This window comes from Gemmatimonadaceae bacterium (assembly GCA_035606695.1).
Classification (GTDB): domain Bacteria; phylum Gemmatimonadota; class Gemmatimonadetes; order Gemmatimonadales; family Gemmatimonadaceae; genus JAQBQB01.
The window spans coordinates 93,030-114,554 of sequence record DATNEW010000027.1; the positions used below are offsets into that span (position 1 = coordinate 93,030).

The window sequence follows — 21,525 nt, forward strand, 5'->3', positions numbered from 1 at the left end:
CCTCGTGACCTCGTGACCTCGTGACCTCGTGACGTCGATGGCGCCGCGACGCGTGCTGCTCATGATCAATTGGTCCGCGCACTACACGGAGCTGGTGCGCGCGGCGCGATTGCTCGTCGAGTCGTCGCGATACGAGCCCGTGGTGATGTTCGCGCGGTCGTACCCGGGATTCGAGCGCGACATGGCGGCGAGCATTGCCGAAGGTTTCGTGACGCTCGGCTTCGACGGAGCGGTAGTGCGCTCGGCGCCGGCGGTGTCGACGGCGCCGCCAGCCGCGGAAGCGCCGAATGACTTCGACGCGGGCCCGTCACGCGGGCTGACCGCGCGCGCCAAAGGACTGCTGCTGACGATCGCCGGCTACCGGCGCGATGACACGCTGCTGGCGGCGCCGGCGAGGACGCTCGCGATTCGGCGGCGGTTGCGCCACGCGCGACAGGTGCTCGCGCGCGAAAACATCTCGGCGTTGCTCCTGGCGAGCGACGACGTCGGCGCCGACACGGCGGAGTGGATTCGCGCGGCACATGGGCGCGGCGCTCCGGCCATCATTCTGCCGTTCACGATCGTGAAGCCGGGCGGGATCGCCGACGAATTGTACGTGCAGCGCGCGCACCAGCTCGAGACTCGAAGCAATCGGTTGGTGGCGAGATTCTTTCCGCGCTGGGCTCACGACCATCATGGTCGCCGGCTGCTGCGGTTGCCGAGCGCGCGTGTCCTGGCGAAGGAAGTGACGCGGACGGCGCCGCCCGATCCCTGGCAGTGGAACAGCGGAGCGGCGGACGCGATCGCGCTCGAGAGCGAGTATGCCCGAGCGCATTACCGCTCCGCGGGATTTCCCGAACAGCAACTCGTTGTGACCGGCGCGCTGTTTTCCGATACGCTGGCGGGGGCGATCGCGAGCGCGTCCCAGCGGCGTGCCGCGTTAGGAGAGCAGTTCAACGTCGATCCGGCGCGTCCGCTCGCCGTGTTCGCGCTGCCGGGCGATCTATTCGGCGCGCTGCGACATCAGCCGGATTTTCGCGACTATCGCGAGATGATCGAGTTCGTCGTCGCGACGCTGCGCGCACTCGGCGCCGAAGTGCTGATTCGCCCGCATCCGTGCGACGACCTCGCCGCGCTCGACGGCATCGAAGCGACCGGCGCGCGCATCACCGACGTCGATACCGCCTTGCTCGTTCCGCTTTGCGATGTCTTTGTCACCAGTGCGTCGGCCACGCTGCGCTGGGCCGTGGCGTGCGGCAAGCCCGCGCTCAACTTCGATCTCTTCCGCAGCCGGTTCGACTATCTGGCGGCGCCGGGAACCGTCGCGGTTGAAACGAAGGAAGAATTCATCGATGCTGCATCGCGCTGGCTGGGCGATCGGTCGGCGCTCGCGGCCGCGGCAACCGCGCAGAAAGACGTGAGTGATCGCTGGGGTGCGTTGGACGGGCAGTGCGGCGCACGCGTCCTCGCGCTCTTCGATCGCCTCGTGCGCGAGCCGATGGCGCGCGAACCGATGGCGCGCGAGCGCGCGGCGGCCGTATCGAACCACACCTCCGCGGTGCTGCGGAGCGAACCACATACGAGGCACTCATGAAGGCGGCAGTGATCGGCGTTGGACGCATGGGACGACGACATGCCGCGGTGCTCCGCGGCATGGGCTTCGACATTGCCGGCGTCAGCGATCCGAGTGAGGCGGCTTTGGAAGCGGCGCGCACCGAGCTTGGGCTCGAGTCAGAGAACTTGTATCGCGATCCCGCGCAGCTGCTCACGTCGACGTCTCCGGAGGCCGTGGTGATTGCCACGACCGCCGACTGCCACGCACCGCTCACGTTGCGGGCGGTGCTGGCCGGCGCGCGTTACGTGCTGTGCGAGAAGCCGATGGCGGTCTCGCTCGCTGAATGCGACGCGATGATCGCGGCGTGCAAGGAGCGTGACGTGCGCCTGGCGATCAACCATCAGCGTCGCTACATGCCCCAGTTCGAGGTAGCGCGCGACATCGTCGAATCGCCCGAGTTCGGTGGTTTGCGCGGCATGACGGTCGTCGCCGGGAACATGGGACTCGCGATGAACGGCAGCCACTTCCTCGAGATCTTCATGCATTGGACGGGTGAGACGCCGCGCACGATCGCGGCGTCGTTCTCCGACGTGGAAGTTCCGAATCCGCGCGGCGCACAATTCCGCGACGCGTCCGGATTCCTGCGCGTGACGACCGCCTCGGGACGGCGGTTGACGATCGATGCCGAAGCGGACGCCGGTCACGGGCTGTTGAGTGTCTACATGGGACACAACGGCCAACTCGTCGTGGACGAGCTCACGGGCGTTGCCACGACGGAAATCCGAACATCGGAACAGCGCGGGCGTCCGACAACGTTGTACGGCCTTCCCGCCGAAGGGTCGCGCCAGCAATTCACCGCGGATCTCAATGTTGCGATCCGCGCGCTGTGGGAGCGACTGCTTGCCGGCGAGAGCGTGCCGAGCGGCGAGGATTCCCGCCGCGTGATCGAATGTCTGGTCACGGCGTATGTGTCACATGAGCGCGGCGGCGTGCCGGTCGCGTTCGATCCATCGTCGTTGCCGCGCGAGCGTCGATTTGCCTGGGCCTGACCGCCGCCGATGCCGGCGATCCGATGCCGGCGATCCGATGCCGGTGATCCGATGCGGGTGATCCGATGCGGGTGATCTTCATGGGTCGCAAGCCGGCGGCGTCCGCGGCGTTGCGCAAGCTCGTGGCGTCGGGCGCTGACGTTGTCGCCGTCGTGGCGCCGATGCCTCCCGACGAGCCGTTGAGTGCGACATTCTGGCGTCCGCTCCTGCACGACACCGCGAGCGAGCTGGGTTTGACGACGGTGCGAGACACGGCGCTCTACGAGAGCATCGACGCACTACAGGCCGGCCGCGATCCCGCGATCGACCTGCGCGACATCGACCTCGTCATTTCGTTTCTGTTCTGGAAGAAGATCCGCCGGCCGCTGATCGAGCTGCCGCGTATCGGCTGCTTCAACTTTCATCCGGGACCACTGCCGGAGTTTCGCGGCCGTCGCGGATACAATCACGCGATTCTCGAGGACTACGCCGAATACGGCGCGAGCCTGCACTGGGTATCCGAAGGTGTCGACCTCGGTGACGTGGTGAGCGTGAAGCATTTCCCGATTCGCCCGGACGATACGGCACTGTCCCTCGAGCGGCGCACGATGGGCTGTCTCCTGGACATGTTCGACGAGTTCATCACACAGCTCCGGGCTGATGTGCCGCTGCCGCGTATTCCGCAGGGACCGGGGAAGTCGGCGACGAAGAAAGAGTTGCTCGCGGCGATGCGTGTGTCGCCGGACGACGACGCGGAAACGCTTGCGCGGAAGGTGCGGGCATTCTGGTACCCGCCTCATACGGGCGCGACGATCGAGATTGGCGGCACGGAATTCACCCTCGTCGACGCGAACACACTCGACAAACTTGGCCGCTTCCTGCACGGCAGTGAGCCGGACGCGTGGTGAAGCGTGGTAAGTTCCTATCCGCATGCTCATGAGTAGAACCTCTTCGAACGCGCCATTGCGCGGCGTCAAAGTCCTCGTCACCGGTGCGGATGGCTTCATCGGAAGCCACCTCACCGAAGCGCTCGTGCGCGAGGGCGCGGACGTGCGCGCGATGTGTTTCTACAACTCGAATGGCTCCGCGGGTTGGCTCGATCAGAGCGGGGACGACATTCGCGCGGCGATCGACGTTCGGCTGGGCGACGTCCGCGACGCGCGCTGGGTGGAAGCGGTCTGCGAGGACGTCGAGATCGTGTTTCATCTCGCGGCGCTGATCGCGATTCCCTACAGCTACACCGCACCGGAGTCGTTCGTCGACACGAACGTCCGCGGTACGCTCAACATGCTGGAAGCGGTGCGCCGCGCCGGGTGCGCGCGGCTGATTCAGACCTCGACCAGCGAAGTCTACGGCACGCCGGATTCACTGCCGATCCGCGAGTCGCATCCCCTCAAGGGACAATCGCCCTATAGCGCCACGAAAATCGCCGCGGACAAGTTGTGTGAGGCGTACTTCAGTTCATTCGGCACTCCGGTGGTGACGCTGCGACCGTTCAACACGTACGGCCCGCGTCAATCGGCACGCGCCGTGATTCCCACCATCCTCTCTCAGCTCCTTGCAGGCCAGCGCGTCATTCGACTCGGCAACCTGAAACCGCGGCGCGATCTCACGTTCGTCAGCGACACGGTGGCCGGCTTCGTCGCGGCAGCGCGCGCGACGGACGTCAACGGCGAGACGATCCAACTCGGTACCGGACGCGCCGAGTCGGTCGGCGACGTCTTCGCGGCGGCGTGCAAAGTGTGTGGCGTGGATGCCACCGTGGAGCAGGACACCGCGCGGCTTCGCCCCGATCGCAGCGAGGTCATGGTCCTGCAATCCGATCCGTCGTTCGCGAGCGAGCGTCTCGGTTGGCAAGCGGCGGTGGGATTGGAGGACGGCCTGGCGCAGACCGCCGAATGGATTGAGCGGAATCTCGCGTCGTACTCGCCCGAGTGTTATGCGGTCTGAGAGTCGCGAGCCCGGCGCGCCGGTCGCGGCGGGCGGTATTCCGCTGTGCGTGCCTCATCTGGCGGGGAACGAGTGGACGTACGTGCGAGAGTGTCTCGACACGAATTTCGTTTCTTCGGTCGGACCATTCGTTCGGCGATTCGAGACCGAGCTCGCACAGCGCGTGGGTGCACGCTTCGGCATCGCGACGTCGACGGGAACCGCGGCGCTGCATGTCGCGCTGCTCGTGGCGGGCGTCGAGCGCGATGATGAAGTGCTCGTGTCGTCGCTGACGTTCATCGCGCCGGTGAACTCGATTCGATACGCGGGTGCGTGGCCCGTGTTCATCGACGCGGAGCCGAAGCATTGGCAGATGGATCCGGCACAGGTCGCGCGGTTCCTCGAGCAGGAGTGCGTGGAGCGCGACGGCGTCGTGCGCAACCGCGTGACGGGCCGGCGGGTGCGGGCGATTCTGCCGGTGCACATTCTGGGACATCCGGTCGACATGGATCCGATTCTGGCGCTCGCGAAGCGGTACGGGCTCGCCGTGATCGAGGACGCAACCGAGAGTCTCGGCGCGACGTACAAGGGAATTCCGACGGGGCACATCGCCGACGCGGGGTGCTTCAGCTTCAACGGCAACAAGCTGATCACGAGCGGCGGCGGCGGGATGGTGGTGACCGACAACGCGGCCATGGCCGAGCGCGCGAAGTATTTGACGACGCAAGCGAAGGACGACGCCGTGGAGTTCATCCACGGCGAGGTCGGCTACAACTATCGGCTGACGAACGTGCAGGCGGCGCTCGGTGTGGCGCAGCTGGAGCAGGTGGACGCGTATCTCGCGGCCAAGCGACGTATCGCGACGCGATATGTAGACGGACTACATGATGTAGCCGGCATCACGACGCCGACCGAAGCGCCGTGGGCGCGCAGCGCGTGGTGGTTGTTCTCGGTGATCGTGGCCGATGAGGAATTTGGAATGAGCAGTCGTGATCTCATGCGCGCGCTCGACGAGCGCGGCATTCAGACGCGGCCGCTGTGGCAGCCCGTGCATCTGTCGCCGGCGCATCGTGATGCACAGCGCCGGAGCTGTCCGGTGGCGGAGGAGCTCAACCGAACGGTTCTCAGCCTGCCGTGCTCCGTTGGACTCACGGATGCGGAGCAGGAGCGCGTCATCGACGCCATCACGACGCTCGCGTCGGGCGCCCACCGCACGCGGGCCGCTGCCGCGGCGCGGTGAGCGGGATCTGTTCATGACGACGGATTTGCATTTCCCAACGCCGCCGGCCGACGTGCCGATGACCGGACCAACGCTCGTGATCGGCCCAGGCAATCGACGCGGGCTGATCGACGCGGCGGAGCTCTGGAGCTATCGCGACCTCGCGCTCTTTCTCATCTGGCGCGACGTCAAGGCGCGCTACGCGCAGAGCATCCTGGGCATTGGCTGGGCGATCATCCAGCCGCTCTTCACCATGCTGGTGTTCACGGTGGTGTTCGGGCGGGTCGCGCGGGTGCCGTCCGACGGGTTGCCCTATTCGCTGTTCAGTTTCGCGGCGCTGGTGCCGTGGACGTTTTTCTCAACCTCGTTGACGGCGGCCACGGATAGTCTCGTGACCGCGTCGGCGATGATCTCGAAAGTATACTTCCCGCGCATCATTCTTCCGATCACCGCGGTGCTCGGCAAGGGAGTGGATCTCGCGATCGCGCTCGCGATGCTCGCGGCGATGATGGGGTACTACCGAATCGCGCCGACGCGTTGGGCGGTGATCGTGCCGTTGCTTCTCGTGCTCGCGGCGTTGGCGGCGACGGGACTGGGACTGTGGCTGACGGCGCTGGCCGCGCAGTACCGCGACGTGAAGTACGCGGTTGGTCTGGTCGTGCAGCTCATGATGTACGCGGCGCCGGTGGTGTATCCGGTGAGCCTCATCCCCGCGCGGTACCGGCTCGCGTATGCGATCAATCCCATGGTCGGCGTGATCGAAGGCATGCGGACAACGTTGTTGCGCACGGGCAACGTGCCGTGGGACTTGATCGTCGTCGGCACGGTGTCGGCGCTCGTCTTCGTGGTGACGGGCGCGGCGTATTTCCGCCGCAAGGAGCCCACACTGACGGACGTGCTTTGATGTCGCACGTCGTGATCAGGGCGGAAGGCCTTTCCAAGTCGTATCGCATCGGGCTCGAGGAAAAGCGGCCGGACACGCTAGTCGGTCGCATGACGAGCCTCGCCCGCAAACCGATCGACAATCTGCGCTCGCTGCGCCGGCTCACGCGCACCGGCGACGAGGCGCCTGACATCGTGTGGGCGCTGCGCGATGCAAGCTTCGACGTTCGCCAGGGCGAAGTCGTGGGGCTCATCGGCCGCAATGGCGCGGGAAAGAGCACGCTGCTCAAGATCCTCTCGCGCATCACCGCGCCGACGACCGGATCCGCCACCGTGCACGGTCGCGTGGGCTCGCTGCTCGAGGTGGGAACGGGGTTTCACCCTGAACTGACCGGCCGCGACAACGTGTTTCTCAACGGCGCGATTCTCGGCATGAGCCGCGCCGAGATCGCGCGGCAGTTCGACGAGATCGTGAGCTTTGCGGGAGTCGAGCGGTTCATCGACACGCCGGTGAAGCGCTACTCCAGCGGCATGTATCTGCGCCTCGCGTTCGCGGTGGCGGCGCATCTCAATCCCGAAATTCTGATCGTGGACGAAGTGCTCGCGGTCGGCGACCTCGAGTTTCAGAAGAAGTGCTTGGGGAAGATGAGCGACGTCGCGCGCGGCGGACGCACGGTGCTCTTCGTATCGCACAACATGGCGGCGGTCCAGCGATTGTGCAGCCGGACGATCCTGCTGCACAACGGAACGATTCACCGCGACGGGGATACGCAGTCGGTCGTCGGTGAGTATCTCGGACTCGGGATGGATCGCCACGGCGAGCGCCGATGGGACGATCCGCGCACCGCGCCGCACGACGACGTCGTGGCGCTCCGCGCCGTCCGCGCGTTCGACTCCGGCGGCCGAGTGACGTCGAGCTTTCGCTTGCAGGAAGAGATTCTGCTCGAAGTGGAGTTCGCGATCGCGCGCCCGCAGCCGCTCAACGTCAACCTGTTCGTGTACGACGCGTCGGGGAATCTGCTGTTCGTCATCGGCGACTTTCAGACCGACGAATGGCAGGGTCGTCCGCGACCGGCAGGTATCCATCGCAGCCGCTGCCGCATTCCGGCGAACCTGCTCAACGAGGGCATGATTCGCATTCTCGTTGGGCTGGTAACGCCGCCGGCAACGCTGCGCGCGATGGAAGAAGACGCGCTCACGCTCGCGTTGCTCGATGACGGCCGAGCCGAGGGCGCGCGTGGTTTTTATCCAGCCTCCTGGCCTGGGGGCGCCATCCGGCCGCTCGTCAGTTGGGAGTTCGAGTATGTTCAAGACGATCAACCGGCACACTCAGGAATTGTTTGATGTCTTCACCATCATTCGCGGAGCGTACGATTACAGACTCGAACGCCAGCAGCCCTTCGTCGGCTGACGCGATATGCGTCGCCCGCTCGAACTGTCGCATTTGCGGTTCGAGTGTCCTCACGCCGGTGATCGATCTCGGCGCGCAGCACATCGCGAGCATTTTCGTGTCCGGCGACGTGCCGGACTACCTCGACCGGCCGTATCCGCTCGAGGTGGTGCGCTGCGCCGCGCCCGACGGCTGCGGCCTCGTGCAGCTTCGGCACAGTATCGCGCCGCGCGTGCTCTACTCGAACTACGGCTATCGCTCGGGCACGAATGAGCTCATGCGCGCGAACCTGCACGACATCGCGCGCCAGGTGGAGAATCTCGTGCAGCTTCAGCCCGGCGACACCGTGCTGGACATCGGCTGCAACGACGGTACGCTGTTGACGTCATACGAAACGACGGGTCTGGACAAAGTCGGCATCGATCCCGCGCCGAACGTGGCCGAGGTGGCGCGCACCAAGGGACTCGACGTCGTCAACGATTTCTTCTCCGCGCGAGCGTTCCGCGGCGCGCGGCCCGACCGCCAGGCGCGCGTCGTCACGAGCATCGCGATGTTTTACGATCTCGAGGCGCCCATGCGCTTCGTCGCGGACGTGGCGTCGGTGCTCGCCGACGACGGCGTGTGGGTGATCGAGCTGTCGTATCTGCCCACGATGCTCGAGCGCAACTCGTTCGACACCGTGTGTCACGAGCATCTCGAGTACTATGCGCTGCGGCAGATCGAGTGGATGCTCGAAAAACACGGGCTGCGCGTGCACCGGCTGCAGATGAACGACGTGAACGGCGGCAGCTTCCGCTTGTTCATTCGAAAGGCCGCCGCTGGTGATCCAACGCGCGCCGATGCGGCGGTGATTGCGGCGGTGCGCGAGCAGGAGCGCGAGTTGGCGCTCGACAGCGAGCGCCCGTACGCGGTGTTCCGCGAGCATGTCGACGGCGTGCGCGACGAGCTGGTGACGCTGCTGCGCAATCTCAAGCGCGACGGCAAGCGCGTGTACGTGTACGGCGCATCGACGAAGGGCAACACCATTCTGCAATTCTGCGGCATCGATCACACGCTCGTCGAGAAGGCGGCGGACCGGAATCCGGACAAATGGGGACGCCGCACACTCGGCACCGACATTCCGATCGTGTCCGAGGAGCAGGCGCGCGGCGAAGCCCCGGAATATTTCCTGGTGCTGCCGTGGCATTTCGTGGACGGCTTCTTCGCTCGGGAGGCGGACTTTCTGGCGCGCGGCGGCAAGTTCATCCTGCCGCTCCCGCACGCACGCGTGGTGGGTGCCAACGCGTCGTGATCATTCCGGACGACCTGTATCGGCAGATCGTGTCGACGATGCCGATCGCCTGCGTGGATCTGGTGGTGCGCGACCGTGCAGGTGCCGTGCTGTTGGTGCGACGCCGGAACGAGCCGGCCGCCGACGAGTGGTGGTTTCCCGGCGGCCGAATTCATTTCGGCGAGCGCCGGCGCGACGCCGCTGCTCGTAAACTCGCTGAAGAAGTCGGTCTTGCCGCGAGCGACGTTCGCGAGCTGGGGACGTACGACGTGTTGCTGCCGCTCGCCGGCGATCCGCCGTTGAGCCACGGCGTGTCGACGCTGTTCGAAGTGCGCGTCGACGACGCGCCCGCCGTGCGGCTCGATCCGCAGAGCGATGATGCGCGTTGGGCCGCACCGGAAGCGTGGTTGCGCGAACCGCTCGCGCCATTCGTCGCCGAGGGTATTCGCGCCGCGTGTGGCTTGGAGGCGCAGACGTGGCGTTGACGCGCATTCGCCGCATGGTGTTGGTCGGCCACGAAAATGAAGGATCGGCGCGGTTGTTCGATCGCGTCGTCGAGGCCTATCCGGACGTCGAGTTCTTGCTCGTCGTCGGAGAGGGCCTCTACTACAAGAAGTCGTTTCTCGGGTCGGTGATCAAACTGCTGCGCGAGGCGAGTTGGAGCTTTGCGTTTCATCGGTTCATCGAGCTCACGCATTTTCGGCTCACGCAGAAAACGCTGACGCAGCGCGCGAAAGCGCGCGGTGTGCGCATCATCCGCACCATGGACATCAACGGCGACAAGACCGTCGCGGAGATGAAAGCGTTCGCGCCGGACTTGCTGGTTTCGTTGTACACCATGCAGCTCTACCGCAAGCCGGCGCTGAGTGTCGCCAAGTTGGGCGGCATCACCAGCCATCCGTCGATTCTTCCCAACTATCGCGGTCTCGAGGTGTTTTTCTGGGCGCTCGCCAACGAGGAGAGCGAGACGGGCGTGAGCGTCTTCTTCCTCGAGGAGAAGATCGACGCCGGGCGGGTGTTCCGGCAGCGGCGGATTCCAATCCGTCCGGATACGACGGTGGCGTCGCTGTATCGCGAAGTCACCGACGTCGCGGGCGAGCTGCTCGTGCAGGCAATCGCCGACGTCGATCGCGATTCGATCACGGTCATTCCACAAACGGGCAAGGGATCGTACTACCGCATGCCTGATCGAGAATGCATGCGCCGCTTTCGCGCCACGGGACGCAAGTTCTCATGAGCCAGCAGACGACTGAAGCGCTGATCGCCGCGGTGAATCACGCCGCGGCCGGTGACGACAAGATTCCGTGGGCGAAACCCGACTTCTGGGGCAAGGAGCAGGAGTACCTCGTTCAGGCGCTCAGCTCCACGTGGATTTCGGGCGGCGCGTTCGTCGAGCGATTCGAGCGTGACTTCGCCGCCTACGTCGGCGCACGCTACGCCCTGACGTCGTCGAACGGTACGACGGCGCTGCACATGGCCTATCTCGGGTTGGGCGTGGGCCCGGGCGATGAAGTCGTGATTCCCGGCTTCTGTTTTCTCGCGGGCGCCAACGTCGCGATTCACATGGGCGCGAAGCCGGTGTTCTGCGAGGTCGATCCACGCACGTGGTGCGCGACCGCCGAGGCGATCGAACGCGTGCTGACCCCGCGCACGAAAGTCATCGTGCCGGTGCACACGTACGGCAACGTGTGCCGCATGGATGAGATCAATGCGCTCGCGAAATCGCGGGGCGTCGCGGTGATCGAAGATGCCGCCGAGTCGTTCGCGTCGACGTATCGCGGCACGCAAGCCGGGATGATGTCGGACATCGGCTCGTTCAGCTTTCAGGCGACGAAGACGATCACGACCGGCGAAGGCGGGATGGTCGTGACCGAGCGCGAAGATCTGCAGAAGACGATGGCGCTTTACCGTAGCCACGGCATGCTGCGCAAGCGCTTCTACTGGCATGAAGTGCCGGGGCACAATTTCCGGCTGACGAATCTGCACGCGGCCATCGGCTGCGCGCAGCTCGAGCGGCTGGATCGCATCATCGTCGAGCGCCGGCGTGTACACGAACACTATCGCGCGCGACTCGAGGGTCTTGGCGGGGTGACCCTTCAATACTTCGAGCCGGAAGTCGAGCCGGTGCTATGGGCGATTGCGCTCGAAGTGGACGAGGCCGCCTTTCCCCAGGGACGCGACGCCATCATGGGCGAGATGATGGCCGCGGGCATCGAGACGCGAAATGGGTTTTACGCCGCGAGCATGCTGACGCACTTGTACGAGACCGGCCCCCTTCGGACCAGCGAGCAGTTGGCCCGCACGGTGCTCAGCCTTCCCACCTATCCGACGTTGACTAACGATCAGATCGATCGCATTTGCGATCGCCTTGCCAGCCTGCGACGCTGACCGCACGTGCGTTTCCACGACAACTTTCTTCCGCGCTACGTTCGCGAAGCGCCGCTGCCGCTCGCCATCGAGCGGAGCATCGAGTGTGAGCTGTACACGCAGCTCTCGTTCGAGCGCCCGATCCTCGACGTCGGCTGCGGCGAAGGCCTCTTCGCGAAGATCCTGTTCGCGGAACCGATCGACACGGGCATCGACCCGAACGCGCGCGAGCTCGAGCGGGCGCGGGAGCTGGGCGCGTACAATGAATTGATCGAATGCTACGGCAACGCGATTCCGAAAGCGGATGCGACGTACCGCACCGTGTTTTCGAACAGCGTGTTGGAGCACATTCCGGATCTCGAACCGGTGCTGCGCGAAGTGTATCGCGTGCTGGCGCCGGGCGGACGGTTCTACTTCACGGTGCCCTCGCACCGATTCGACCAGTACACGGTCGGCAACCAGGTGCTGAGTGGCGTCGGGCTGCGCGGATTGGCGGCGCGCTTTCGCGCGTTCTATGACCGCTTCTGGGCGCACTATCACTACTACACCCTGGACGGGTGGCAGGCGCTCGCCCGCAAGTGCGGATTCGAGGTCGTCGAGTCGTTCACGTATGATCCGAAACGCGTGTGCCTGATGAACGACGCGCTCGTGCCGTTCAGCCTCCCGGCGATGATCGCGAAGAAGCTCACCAACCGGTGGGTGCTGGTGCCGTGGCTGCATCGGCTGCTGGTCGCGCCGATGACGAGCGTCGCCCAGCGCGCGATGAGTGACGCCGCGCGGACGGATGACGGCGGGCTCGTGTTCATGTCGCTCGTGAAGAAGTCCGGATGAAGAAAGTCTCCGTAATTCTTCCGACGTACAACGAGAGCGGAAACATCGTACGCCTGATCGGCCGGATCATCGAGAACGTTCCGGCGGCTTTGAGCTACGAGATCGTCGTGGCCGACGACAACAGTCCCGACGGCACCTACGATCTCGTGCGCGAGACGTTCGGCGATGATTCGGCGGTGATCGCCATCAAACGCACGAAGGACCGCGGACTCGCGGCCTCGATTCGCACCGGCATCGAGGCGTCGTCGGGCGATCAGGTGATCGTGATGGACACCGACTTCACGCACGATCCCGACGAGATCCCGCGCTTGCTGCACGTCGCGGAGGTGTACGACGTTGTGAGCGGCTCACGGTTCTGTCCCGGTGGCAACATGCAGGACGTGGGACACTATCTCGCGAGCATGGCGTACAACGTCTATCTGCGCCTGCTGCTGCGCACGCAGATTCAGGATAACATGGGCGGCTACTTCACCATGAGCCGCGAGAAGCTCAACCAGCTGCCGTTCGACTCCATCTTCTTCGGTTACGGCGACTACTTCTTTCGGCTGCTGCACTTCGCGCAGAAAGCGGGAATGAGTGTCGTCGAGATTCCCGCGATCTACCGCGCGCGGACCGCGGGCACGAGCAAGTCGAGCTTCCTGCGGATGTTGTTCACGTACACCCGCTCGGCGCTGCAGCTTCGGCGCATGAGCAAGCGCGCCGACGCCGTCGGGCTGATCAAAGCACGCCAGGGCTGAGCGTACCGGTGCGCGCCGTACTCCTGCTCGATCCCGGCGTTCCGCTCGACTGGGTGCCGGCGGCGGCCAAGACGGCGGTGCCCGACGCCAGTGCAACCACGCTTCCGATTCACGAGCTCCGCGCGCTGCGGCGGTCGTCGGACGGGAGCGGTGAGTTGGCCCTCGACCGCTACGATCTGATACTCCTGCCGTTCCGCTTGCGGCTGCTCACGCATCCGCGGTATTGGCGAGGACTGCTGTTCGTCGGCGGCAAAGGTCGAGCGGATCGCCGCCTGCTGGATCCCGCGGGCAATCTGCTCACGGCGCGCGCGCTCGCGGCGAACATTTTCTGGCCGCTGATTCAGCCGCTCCTCGCCCTCGGCAACCTCGTGCTCCTGCCTTGGTACACGGTCACGCAGGTCGTTGGCCGATTCGCGCTGGCTCGCGAAGACCGCGACGACGAGTTCGTCGGTTTTGGCGCGGGCAAGGGCTCGGGTGGCCTCGTCTACTGGAATGCCTTGGCGCGTCAGGCGCGCCGCGCGGGGCCGTTCGGCATCGCGCATGAGAGCCACTATGGCGCGCCGCTCTCCGTACACAGCTGGCCGCTCGCGCTGATTGCGCTCGAACGCCTTGGGTTTCGACGGCTCGTCGGACTATCGGCGCTGCTCGTCGTCGCCGCACTCGTATGGTTGAGCCGAGCGAGCGGACATCCGGCGACGGCGTGGCTTGCGCCGATCGTGCTGCTATCACCCTATGCGTTGTTCAATGTGTCGGTCGCGACGTGGGAAGTGCTCGCCTGGGGGTTCGTGGGGTTGGCGCAAACCGCGTTCATAGTGGGACATCCGATCGCCGCCGGCGTGTTGATCGGCGCCGCGGTCACCGCGCATCCAGGCACGGCGGCACTTGGTGCCGTTGCTGTTGCGGCACTCGTCACGGGCGGATTCGGCTCACTGCCTGCGCTCATCGCGTTCGGCCTCGCGGTGGCGGTCGCGTCGTCGTGGTTTGTCGTTCCGTATTGGCGATCGCGCGATCGTCTCGGACGTGGACCGATGATCAACGCCGTGTGGGAGTACTCGTACCGGTGGACACGGCCGCGCGCGTACCAGGGAGTGTTGTACTTTCTGTTCGCCGTGGCGACGATCGTATTTGGCGGATGGACGTTCGCGCCGTTCGTGATGCTGCCCCTCGCCGCGCTCTGGTACAACGTCAAGCGCAACTGGGTGTTCTCGGCATATACCGTGAACAACTTCATGCTGCTGACGGGCGCGCTCGCGCTGGTGCTGCATCCGGCGATTCTACCGATCGTGCTGTATCTGCTGGTCGTGTTCTCGAGTGGCGACATCATCTGGCCCAACGCGAATGCGCGATGGGGTTTCGATCTCACCCCCGTGAAACTCGGCGACGCCAGGACGCGCATACGCTCGGCATTCGCCACGCTGTCCTCCGGACGCACGGCGTTCGAACTGGGGCGGCGCGATCACAAGTGGAACGACCTCGCGGCGATCTCCTACGTGCTTGCCGACACGGGCCGCGAGCTGCTGAACACCGCATACGTCGAGATCGGCGACCACGCGCTGTATGAGAAGTACGCCCGACACTTTCACGCTGAAGCCACCGCGGAGGAGGTGCGTGCGGCCTGCGTTGGAACGGGCACTCGATACGTCGTGGCATTCACCGACGAGTTCGCGGCGCTGCTGCAGCAGTGTGGCGCCACAATGCGCGCGCACGTCGATGACCTTTCCCTTTCTCCCGAGCCAGCAATGCCGCCAACGCGGTTTAGCATATTCGAAATGCCGTGGGCGACGAGTCTGGTCGAACCGCCCGCATCGCTCGAGCAGAGCAGGAATCGCATGCGGTTCGCCGCTCGGGCGGGCGAGAGCTACCTGCTCAAATACACCGCGTTCCGCGGATGGCGCGCGACGCAAGGCGGAAAACCGCTTCCAATCGGGGACGCGAAGCCGGGCATGCTCATTCGCGCGCCCGAGAACGGCGACGTCGAGTTGCGATACTCGTATCGCAACTACTTCCGGCCCGAGGTGCGCGCATGAGCGCGTCGTCACGCAATCCGGACGACGTCACCCGCGTCGCGATCATCGGCGCCGGAGGAATGGCGCGCGAGCACGCACGCGCATTCCGGGCAGTTCCGGGCGTCCAAGTCGCGGGCATCTTCGGCCGCACGCACGCTCGCGCCGAATCGCTCGCGGCGGAATTCGGCATTCCGTCGATCTGTGATTCCGTCGCCGAGTTATATGAGAAGACTCACGCGCGCCTCGTCGTGGTCGCGGTGTCGGAGCTTTCGACGCGCGGCATCGTCGATGAGGCGCGACAGTTTCCCTGGACGTTGCTGCTGGAGAAGCCGCCCGGCTACGACCTCGCGGATGCCGAGGCAATCCGCGCCGCGCTTGCCGCGAGCGGGCGGCGCGCGTTCGTGGGGATGAATCGCCGTTTCTACGGCAGTACGCGCGCGGTTACCGACGACCTGAATCACATCGACGGACCGCGGCTGATCGCGGTGCGCGATCAGGAAGATCCGGAAGAAGCGCGCGCGGCCGGCCGTCCCGAACAGGTCGTGGCCAATTGGATGTACGCGAACTCCATTCATCTCATCGACTTCTTCCGGTTTCTCGGCCGCGGAACGATAGAGCGAGTGGAACCCGTCGTTCCATACGATCCGGCCGCGCCACGCTTCGTCATTTCGACGATCACCTACAGCTCGGGCGACGTCGGACTTTACGAGGGCATTTGGAACGCGCCATCGCCGTGGGTCGTGTCGGTGACGACCGCGCAGAAGCGCTGGGAGTTGCGGCCGATTGAAACGGCACAATTCCAATTGCGCGGCGAGCGAAGACTCACCCCGGTCGCGGCGACGGCGTGGGACACGGACTTCAAGGCGGGGTTTCGCATGCAAGCGGAACAGGCCGTGCGCGCCGCGCGCGGCGAGCCGTCTGAATCCATCACGCTCGACGATGCGCTGCTGACCATGCGGCTCATCGCGCGCATCTTCGCCCAGACGCCGAGCGACGCACGGCTCGAGTGAGCGCGAAGCAGGGCGCCAGGTCGCTCACGACCGAGATCTACGAGCGCGTCTGCGACGTCGAGCGACGGCACGACCTGCTGCAGTACGAGGTCGATGGCTGGTGTGTCTGGCCGCTGTTCCGGCTCGGCGCGTGTTACGCGCTGAATCCTGCCATCCCGGGTAACGGATCACGGGCGAGCACGAGGAGCGCGCGTGTCGTCGGCGCGGCGCTTCGCCAACTGCCGGCGCTCGCGACGATCCCGCGCGCCGAGCATCTCATCAAGACGTACGCGTCCGGACTTCGCGAGCAAGTCGGTGCACGCTTCAAAGATGTCTGGTTCGACGAGCTGATCGCGTCGCTCGACGCGTGTTACAAGATGCAGATGGACGACAATCCGGCCTTCGCGCCGCGCGTGCGATCCGCGCTCGTTCCGCCCAACTTGCGCACGAACTGGATTTCGGTGGTCGCCAACCAGCTCGCGCGGCGCTGGGTCGCGAACGCCCCGCGCATTGCGCGTGACTCGGCCGCGCTCAGTCGTGTGATGATCTCCGAACTGGGACTCGCATCGCACGCGCCGGCCATGATGGAACGCGTCTTTCGCGTGTTCTATTGGGAACGACGCATCAACGGCTGGCTGCTCGACCGGCTGCGGCCGCGCGATGTGATCACGGCGGATTTCGGCGAGTATGCGCTCGTCTCCGCAGCGCGCGATCGCTCGATCCCCACGCTCGAGCTGCAGCACGGCATGGTCACGCCCGAACACGGCGCCTATTCATGGACCGACTACGCGCTGCCCTATCGCGACCGCATTCCGCTGGCCGACAAATTTCTGGCGTGGGGCGACTACTGGCGCGAGTTGATCGACCGTTCCGGATTCTGGGGCGAACGCGCCGTCTCGGTTGGCAGTCCGCGCATCGATGAGTACCGAACGCGGCCGGCCGCGAAGGGTAACACGCCCGGAGTGAGCATTCTCGTCACGACGGAAGGCATCGAGCGCGACGCGCTGGCGGCATTCCTCGCGCGCTTCATGGCGATCGCCCGCGGTACTTGCGATTGCAGTCTGATGGTGAAGCTCCACCCGCTCGGCGACCTCGACAAAGCGCCGTATCTCGAGGTGCTCGGGCAGTTCCCCAACGTCGCCGTCGAGCTCGGGAGCGAGGGTTCGTCCACCTTCGAGCTGCTGGCGCGCGCCGACCTGCACGCGAGCATCTCGTCCGCCGTGCATTTCGAGTCGCTTGGGCTCGGGGTGCCGACCGTCATCCTCGGCATGGATCGGCACGAGATCATGCTGCCGCTCTACGAGGCCGGCCATGCGGCGCTCGTGACCGAGCCCTCGGAATTGCTGGAGGTGGCGCGGCACATCGACGAGCATCCGGTGCCGGACACGATCGCCGATTTTTACTTCAGGCCGGACGCCGTCGCCAACATCCGGCGAGAGCTGCCGCATTACCTTCCGCAGATGCGGCGGAGCGCGAGAACATGATCGTCATCGTCGACTATGGCGTCGGGAATTTGCGCTCGATCGCGAACATGTTTCGCAAGATCGGACACGCGGCCGAAATCTCCTCGGATCCCGAGACGATCGAGCGGGCGACCAAGCTCGTCTTGCCGGGCGTCGGCGCGTTCGACCACGGCATGATCGAGCTGACGAAGCGCGGCCTGCTGCCTGTGCTCAATCGAAAGGTCCTCGACGAAGGGACGCCGGTCATCGGCCTGTGCTTGGGCATGCAGCTTCTGGCGCGATCCAGCGAAGAAGGCTCGGTGCCCGGACTCGGCTGGATCGATGCGGAGGTCGTGCGCCTTGCGCTCCCGCCCGGTTCGCCGCTCAAAGTCCCTCATATGGGCTGGAATCAGGTCCGGGCCGTTCGGCCGCATCCGCTGCTTCAGGATTCGACGGACGAGACACGCTTTTACTTCGTCCATTCCTATCACCTGCGATGCGCCGACGACTCGGCCGTCATCGGGACGACCGAATACGGGTACGAGTTCCCGTCGGTGGTGGGGCAGGGGAACGTCATGGGCGTTCAATTCCATCCCGAAAAAAGCCATCGATTCGGTATGCGGCTGCTGACGAGCTTTGCCGCCGGAGCGCCGCTGCCAGCCGGTCGATAGGCTGGGCGGAACGGCCCTCGCCCCTACGGGGTTCAGCCGCTAAGTTGTTTATTTTAGGGCACCTGAGGGTGCCGCGCCCCGTATTAATCCATTGATGTCCGAGCACTCCTTCCAGCCCCCGGCGAGCGCGGCCGACGCCGCTGAAACGCGTCCATATCGGCAGTGCAGCGTGTCCGTTCTGGACACGCTCGACGACCCAAACATGCTCTTCGACGAGCAGGGTCGCTGCCATTACTACCACGACTACATGCGGGCCGAGCGCGCGTATGTGCGCACGGGAGAGGCGGGCCGTCGCGAGCTCGAGCAGATGGTCGACCGCGTCAAGCAGGACGGGCGCAAGCTCCCGTACGACTGCATCATCGGAGTGAGCGGCGGCGTCGACAGCACGTACCTGGCCTATCTCGTCAAGCAGCTCGGGCTGCGACCGCTGGCCGTGCATTTCGACAACGGTTGGAACTCCGAGCTCGCGGTCACGAACGTCGAGAATATCGTCAACCGCTTGGGAATCGACCTGTTCACCTACGTGGTGAACTGGGAGGAATTCCGCGACCTTCAGCTCGCCTATCTGCGAGCCTCGGTGGTGGACATCGAGGTCGTGAGCGACCACGCGATCATGGCGACCATGTGGCGCACAGCGGCGAAACACGGCGTGCGACACATTCTGAGCGGCACCAACATCGTGACGGAGCACGTGCTTCCGCCGCATTGGATTTACAACAAGTCTGACCATGTGAATCTGCGCGCCATTCACAAGGCGTTCGGCCGCGTGCCGCTCGACACGTATCCCCTGGTCGATTGGCGGGTGAAGCGGTACATGCACGGTGTGCGCGGCATCCGCACGCGCGAGCCGCTGAATCTCGTTCCGTACGACAAGGCGGAGATCAAGCGCGTCATCACCAGCGAGCTTGGGTGGCGCGACTACGGCGGCAAGCATTACGAGTCGATCTGGACGCGCTTCTACCAGGGGTACATTCTGCCGACGAAGTTCGGCATCGACAAGCGAAAGGCGCATCTGTCGAACCTCATCTTCTCGCGACAGATCACGAAGGAGCATGCGCTGGCGGAACTGGCAGAGCCCATGTACGAGCCGGCGCTGCTCCGGCAGGACATGGATTTCGTGCTGAAGAAGCTGGAACTGACGGCGGCGGAATTCGAGCGTATCATGCGCCTGCCGCCGCGCGCGCATCGCGAGTTCGATTACGAGCGTCCGATCTACGACGACTTTCCGGTGCTGCGTCCGTTCCGCGGCGCGATCGCCGGATTTCGCCGCCTGGTCAGCGCGTCGTAGTCGCGGCCGACGCGGTTCGAGTCGCGCGATGTGGCGTACGCGAGTGATCCCCACGCTGCTGCTGCATCGCGGCGGTCTGGTGAAGACGGAGCGATTTCGCAAGCCGAAGTACGTGGGCGATCCGATCAACGCCGCGCGCATCTTCAACGAGAAGGAAGTCGATGAGCTGGTCGTGCTCGATATCGGCGCCACGGTCGAAGGGCGCGAACCGGACATGCGGCGCATCGAGGAGCTCGCGGGCGAGTGTTTCATGCCGCTGGCCTACGGCGGCGGCATTCGCACGCTCGAGCAAGTGGGGCGCATTCTCACCGTCGGGATCGAGAAAGTGGTGTTGAACAGCGTGCTCGCGTCCAATCCCGCCGTGGTGAGCGAAGCCTCGCGCATGGCCGGGAGCCAGAGCGTCGTCGTCTCGATCGATGCCCGCCGGCGCTGGTGGGGCGCATATCGCACCTACACGCGCGGTGGACGAACGTCGACGGGGCTGCACCCGGTCGAAGCCGCGAAGCGCGCGGAGGATTTGGGCGCCGGCGAAATTCTATTGACGTCAATAGATCGCGAAGGCACCTATCGCGGCTACGATCTCGAGCTCATCGCGGCGGTTTCGTCCGCGGTGACGATTCCCGTCGTGGCGTGCGGCGGCGCGCGACAGATCGACGATCTCGCCGCCGCCATCGGCGCCGGTGCCTCGGCCTCGGCGGCGGGAAGTCTCTTCGTGTTCAACGGGCCGCACCGCGCGGTGTTGATCAGCTTTCCCGATCCCGCGGTGCTCAAAGAGAAGCTCGCCTCGTGATCCCGCGCGATCCGCTCAGTGGCCGGCGCATTCTCGTGCTGTCGCCCGACCGCTGGGGCGCGATGCATCTGTCCAAGCATCATTATGCGCTGGCGCTCGCGGAGCGCGGCAACGAGGTGTTGTTCCTCCAGCCGGCCGAGCCGACGCCGACGGCGCCGCGCGTCGAGCGGGTCGAGGGTGGAGTGCGCGTCGTGACGTGGAGCGGCAGCAGCTCGCTGCGTTTGCGCTACCACGCGCGATTCGTCCACGACGCGTTGTATCGCCGCTCCGTAGGAAACGTGCTGAGCGCGATCGGTGGCCCGCCCGACGTGGTGTGGTGCTTCGAGACGAACGTCTTCTCCGATCTGCGCGTGTTTCGCGCGCCCGTGCGGATCTATCATCCCGTCGACGCGGTCTTCGGTCCGCAGCAGCGAACGCTCGCACGCTCGGCGCAACTCGTGCTTTCGGTCGCGCCAGAAATTCTGAACGCGATTCCGCTCGGCGGCGCGCGCGGACACATTCTGAATCACGGCCTGAGCGAAGAGTTCGCGCGATTCGCGCGCGATCGCGATCCTGAGCCGCGCCGCGCCGGCCCGGTGCGTGTGGGCTTCATCGGAAGCTTGTTCAAGGAGAAGCTGGCGCACACGGCGATGCGGCGGATCATCGAAGAGCATCCGGATGTCGAGTTTCACATCTGGTCGCCGCTCGCGCTATCGGCGAGCAACGTCGCGGGGCTCGAATCGGCGCCGCGCACTCAATTCGTGCGACACCTGGGCACGCTCGCCAACGTGAGGTTGCACGGACTGCAACGTCCCGCCGACGTGGCGCGGGCCGTTCAGTCGCTCGACCTGTTTCTGTTCTGCGATCGCGGCAACGCGTGGAACTCACACAAGCTCCTCGAGTACCTGAGCACGGGAAAGCCGGTGGTCTCGATGCCGGTCTCGCGCTACCGCGGCAGTGCGCTGATCGAGATGACGGCGAGCGACGATGACGACGAGTTCCGCGCGCTGTTCGCGCGCTCCCTGGAGAATCTGGATAGTCTCAGCGCGCCCGCCGCGCAGCGTGCGCGAATGACGTTTGCTCTCGAACAGACCTACGCGCGCCAGATCGACCGCATCTCGGCGCTGCTCGCCGAGTCGTTGGTGAAGTCGACGGCGAGTGCATAGGATCGAG

20 protein-coding genes are annotated in these 21,525 nt (G+C 65.3%); all 20 read left to right on the plus strand.

What is annotated here, in order from left to right:
• Positions 1-28: 28 nt before the first annotated feature.
• A complete protein-coding gene (locus VN706_13690) occupies positions 29-1,573 on the plus strand; it encodes a hypothetical protein (GenBank protein ID HXT16685.1) in 1,545 nt (514 codons plus the stop codon).
• Complete coding sequence (locus tag VN706_13695) at positions 1,570-2,583, plus strand: Gfo/Idh/MocA family oxidoreductase (protein ID HXT16686.1); 1,014 nt, start codon at positions 1,570-1,572, stop codon at positions 2,581-2,583. Before VN706_13690 ends, VN706_13695 begins: the two co-directional genes overlap by 4 nt.
• Positions 2,584-2,648: 65 nt before the next feature.
• Positions 2,649-3,470 carry a formyltransferase family protein gene (locus VN706_13700; GenBank protein ID HXT16687.1) on the plus strand — a complete coding sequence of 274 codons (822 nt, stop codon included), beginning with the start codon at positions 2,649-2,651 and terminating at the stop codon, positions 3,468-3,470.
• 28 nt (positions 3,471-3,498) lie between these two features.
• Positions 3,499-4,512: an SDR family NAD(P)-dependent oxidoreductase gene (locus tag VN706_13705; protein ID HXT16688.1), complete on the plus strand. Its 1,014-nt coding sequence runs from the start codon at positions 3,499-3,501 to the stop codon at positions 4,510-4,512.
• Positions 4,502-5,731 carry a LegC family aminotransferase gene (locus VN706_13710; protein ID HXT16689.1) on the plus strand — a complete coding sequence of 410 codons (1,230 nt, stop codon included), beginning with the start codon at positions 4,502-4,504 and terminating at the stop codon, positions 5,729-5,731. Before VN706_13705 ends, VN706_13710 begins: the two co-directional genes overlap by 11 nt.
• 13 nt (positions 5,732-5,744) lie before the next feature.
• Positions 5,745-6,614 carry an ABC transporter permease gene (locus VN706_13715; GenBank protein ID HXT16690.1) on the plus strand — a complete coding sequence of 290 codons (870 nt, stop codon included), beginning with the start codon at positions 5,745-5,747 and terminating at the stop codon, positions 6,612-6,614.
• Positions 6,614-7,936: a polysaccharide ABC transporter ATP-binding protein gene (locus VN706_13720; protein ID HXT16691.1), complete on the plus strand. Its 1,323-nt coding sequence runs from the start codon at positions 6,614-6,616 to the stop codon at positions 7,934-7,936. Before VN706_13715 ends, VN706_13720 begins: the two co-directional genes overlap by 1 nt.
• Positions 7,936-9,273 carry a class I SAM-dependent methyltransferase gene (locus VN706_13725; protein HXT16692.1) on the plus strand — a complete coding sequence of 446 codons (1,338 nt, stop codon included), beginning with the start codon at positions 7,936-7,938 and terminating at the stop codon, positions 9,271-9,273. Before VN706_13720 ends, VN706_13725 begins: the two co-directional genes overlap by 1 nt.
• On the plus strand, positions 9,270-9,737 hold the full coding sequence (locus tag VN706_13730; GenBank protein HXT16693.1) for an NUDIX hydrolase: 468 nt from the start codon (positions 9,270-9,272) through the stop codon (positions 9,735-9,737). The genes VN706_13725 and VN706_13730 overlap by 4 nt, the downstream gene beginning before the upstream one ends.
• Entirely contained in the window at positions 9,728-10,489 is a 762-nt protein-coding gene (locus VN706_13735; protein HXT16694.1) for a formyltransferase family protein, read from the plus strand. The genes VN706_13730 and VN706_13735 overlap by 10 nt, the downstream gene beginning before the upstream one ends.
• Positions 10,486-11,640, plus strand: a complete 1,155-nt coding sequence (locus VN706_13740; GenBank protein HXT16695.1) for a DegT/DnrJ/EryC1/StrS family aminotransferase — start codon at positions 10,486-10,488, stop codon at positions 11,638-11,640. Before VN706_13735 ends, VN706_13740 begins: the two co-directional genes overlap by 4 nt.
• 6 nt (positions 11,641-11,646) lie before the next feature.
• The gene (locus VN706_13745) at positions 11,647-12,450 is read left to right on the plus strand and encodes a class I SAM-dependent methyltransferase (GenBank protein HXT16696.1); all 804 of its coding nucleotides are present in this window, start codon (positions 11,647-11,649) and stop codon (positions 12,448-12,450) included.
• Complete coding sequence (locus VN706_13750; protein ID HXT16697.1) at positions 12,447-13,187, plus strand: glycosyltransferase; 741 nt, start codon at positions 12,447-12,449, stop codon at positions 13,185-13,187. Before VN706_13745 ends, VN706_13750 begins: the two co-directional genes overlap by 4 nt.
• An 8-nt stretch (positions 13,188-13,195) precedes the next feature.
• Complete coding sequence (locus VN706_13755) at positions 13,196-15,214, plus strand: hypothetical protein (GenBank protein ID HXT16698.1); 2,019 nt, start codon at positions 13,196-13,198, stop codon at positions 15,212-15,214.
• Positions 15,211-16,203 carry a Gfo/Idh/MocA family oxidoreductase gene (locus tag VN706_13760; protein HXT16699.1) on the plus strand — a complete coding sequence of 331 codons (993 nt, stop codon included), beginning with the start codon at positions 15,211-15,213 and terminating at the stop codon, positions 16,201-16,203. Before VN706_13755 ends, VN706_13760 begins: the two co-directional genes overlap by 4 nt.
• Complete coding sequence (locus VN706_13765) at positions 16,200-17,666, plus strand: hypothetical protein (protein HXT16700.1); 1,467 nt, start codon at positions 16,200-16,202, stop codon at positions 17,664-17,666. Before VN706_13760 ends, VN706_13765 begins: the two co-directional genes overlap by 4 nt.
• On the plus strand, positions 17,663-18,295 hold the full coding sequence (gene hisH, locus VN706_13770; protein ID HXT16701.1) for an imidazole glycerol phosphate synthase subunit HisH: 633 nt from the start codon (positions 17,663-17,665) through the stop codon (positions 18,293-18,295). Before VN706_13765 ends, hisH begins: the two co-directional genes overlap by 4 nt.
• Positions 18,296-18,389: 94 nt before the next feature.
• Positions 18,390-19,583 carry an N-acetyl sugar amidotransferase gene (locus VN706_13775; protein ID HXT16702.1) on the plus strand — a complete coding sequence of 398 codons (1,194 nt, stop codon included), beginning with the start codon at positions 18,390-18,392 and terminating at the stop codon, positions 19,581-19,583.
• A 28-nt stretch (positions 19,584-19,611) separates the two neighbouring features.
• A complete protein-coding gene (locus VN706_13780; GenBank protein HXT16703.1) occupies positions 19,612-20,373 on the plus strand; it encodes an AglZ/HisF2 family acetamidino modification protein in 762 nt (253 codons plus the stop codon).
• Positions 20,370-21,518, plus strand: a complete 1,149-nt coding sequence (locus tag VN706_13785; GenBank protein HXT16704.1) for a hypothetical protein — start codon at positions 20,370-20,372, stop codon at positions 21,516-21,518. Before VN706_13780 ends, VN706_13785 begins: the two co-directional genes overlap by 4 nt.
• Positions 21,519-21,525: the final 7 nt, after the last annotated feature.

Coding starts and splice junctions, on each gene's coding strand:
- VN706_13695 (HXT16686.1), top strand. CDS start 1,570: ATGAAGGCGGCAGTGATCGGCGTTGGACGCATGGGACGACGACATGCC.
- VN706_13700 (HXT16687.1), top strand. CDS start 2,649: ATGCGGGTGATCTTCATGGGTCGCAAGCCGGCGGCGTCCGCGGCGTTG.
- VN706_13705 (HXT16688.1), top strand. CDS start 3,499: ATGAGTAGAACCTCTTCGAACGCGCCATTGCGCGGCGTCAAAGTCCTC.
- VN706_13710 (HXT16689.1), top strand. CDS start 4,502: ATGCGGTCTGAGAGTCGCGAGCCCGGCGCGCCGGTCGCGGCGGGCGGT.
- VN706_13715 (HXT16690.1), top strand. CDS start 5,745: ATGACGACGGATTTGCATTTCCCAACGCCGCCGGCCGACGTGCCGATG.
- VN706_13720 (HXT16691.1), top strand. CDS start 6,614: ATGTCGCACGTCGTGATCAGGGCGGAAGGCCTTTCCAAGTCGTATCGC.
- VN706_13725 (HXT16692.1), top strand. CDS start 7,936: ATGTCTTCACCATCATTCGCGGAGCGTACGATTACAGACTCGAACGCC.
- VN706_13740 (HXT16695.1), top strand. CDS start 10,486: ATGAGCCAGCAGACGACTGAAGCGCTGATCGCCGCGGTGAATCACGCC.
- VN706_13750 (HXT16697.1), top strand. CDS start 12,447: ATGAAGAAAGTCTCCGTAATTCTTCCGACGTACAACGAGAGCGGAAAC.
- VN706_13760 (HXT16699.1), top strand. CDS start 15,211: ATGAGCGCGTCGTCACGCAATCCGGACGACGTCACCCGCGTCGCGATC.
- hisH (HXT16701.1), top strand. CDS start 17,663: ATGATCGTCATCGTCGACTATGGCGTCGGGAATTTGCGCTCGATCGCG.
- VN706_13775 (HXT16702.1), top strand. CDS start 18,390: ATGTCCGAGCACTCCTTCCAGCCCCCGGCGAGCGCGGCCGACGCCGCT.
- VN706_13780 (HXT16703.1), top strand. CDS start 19,612: ATGTGGCGTACGCGAGTGATCCCCACGCTGCTGCTGCATCGCGGCGGT.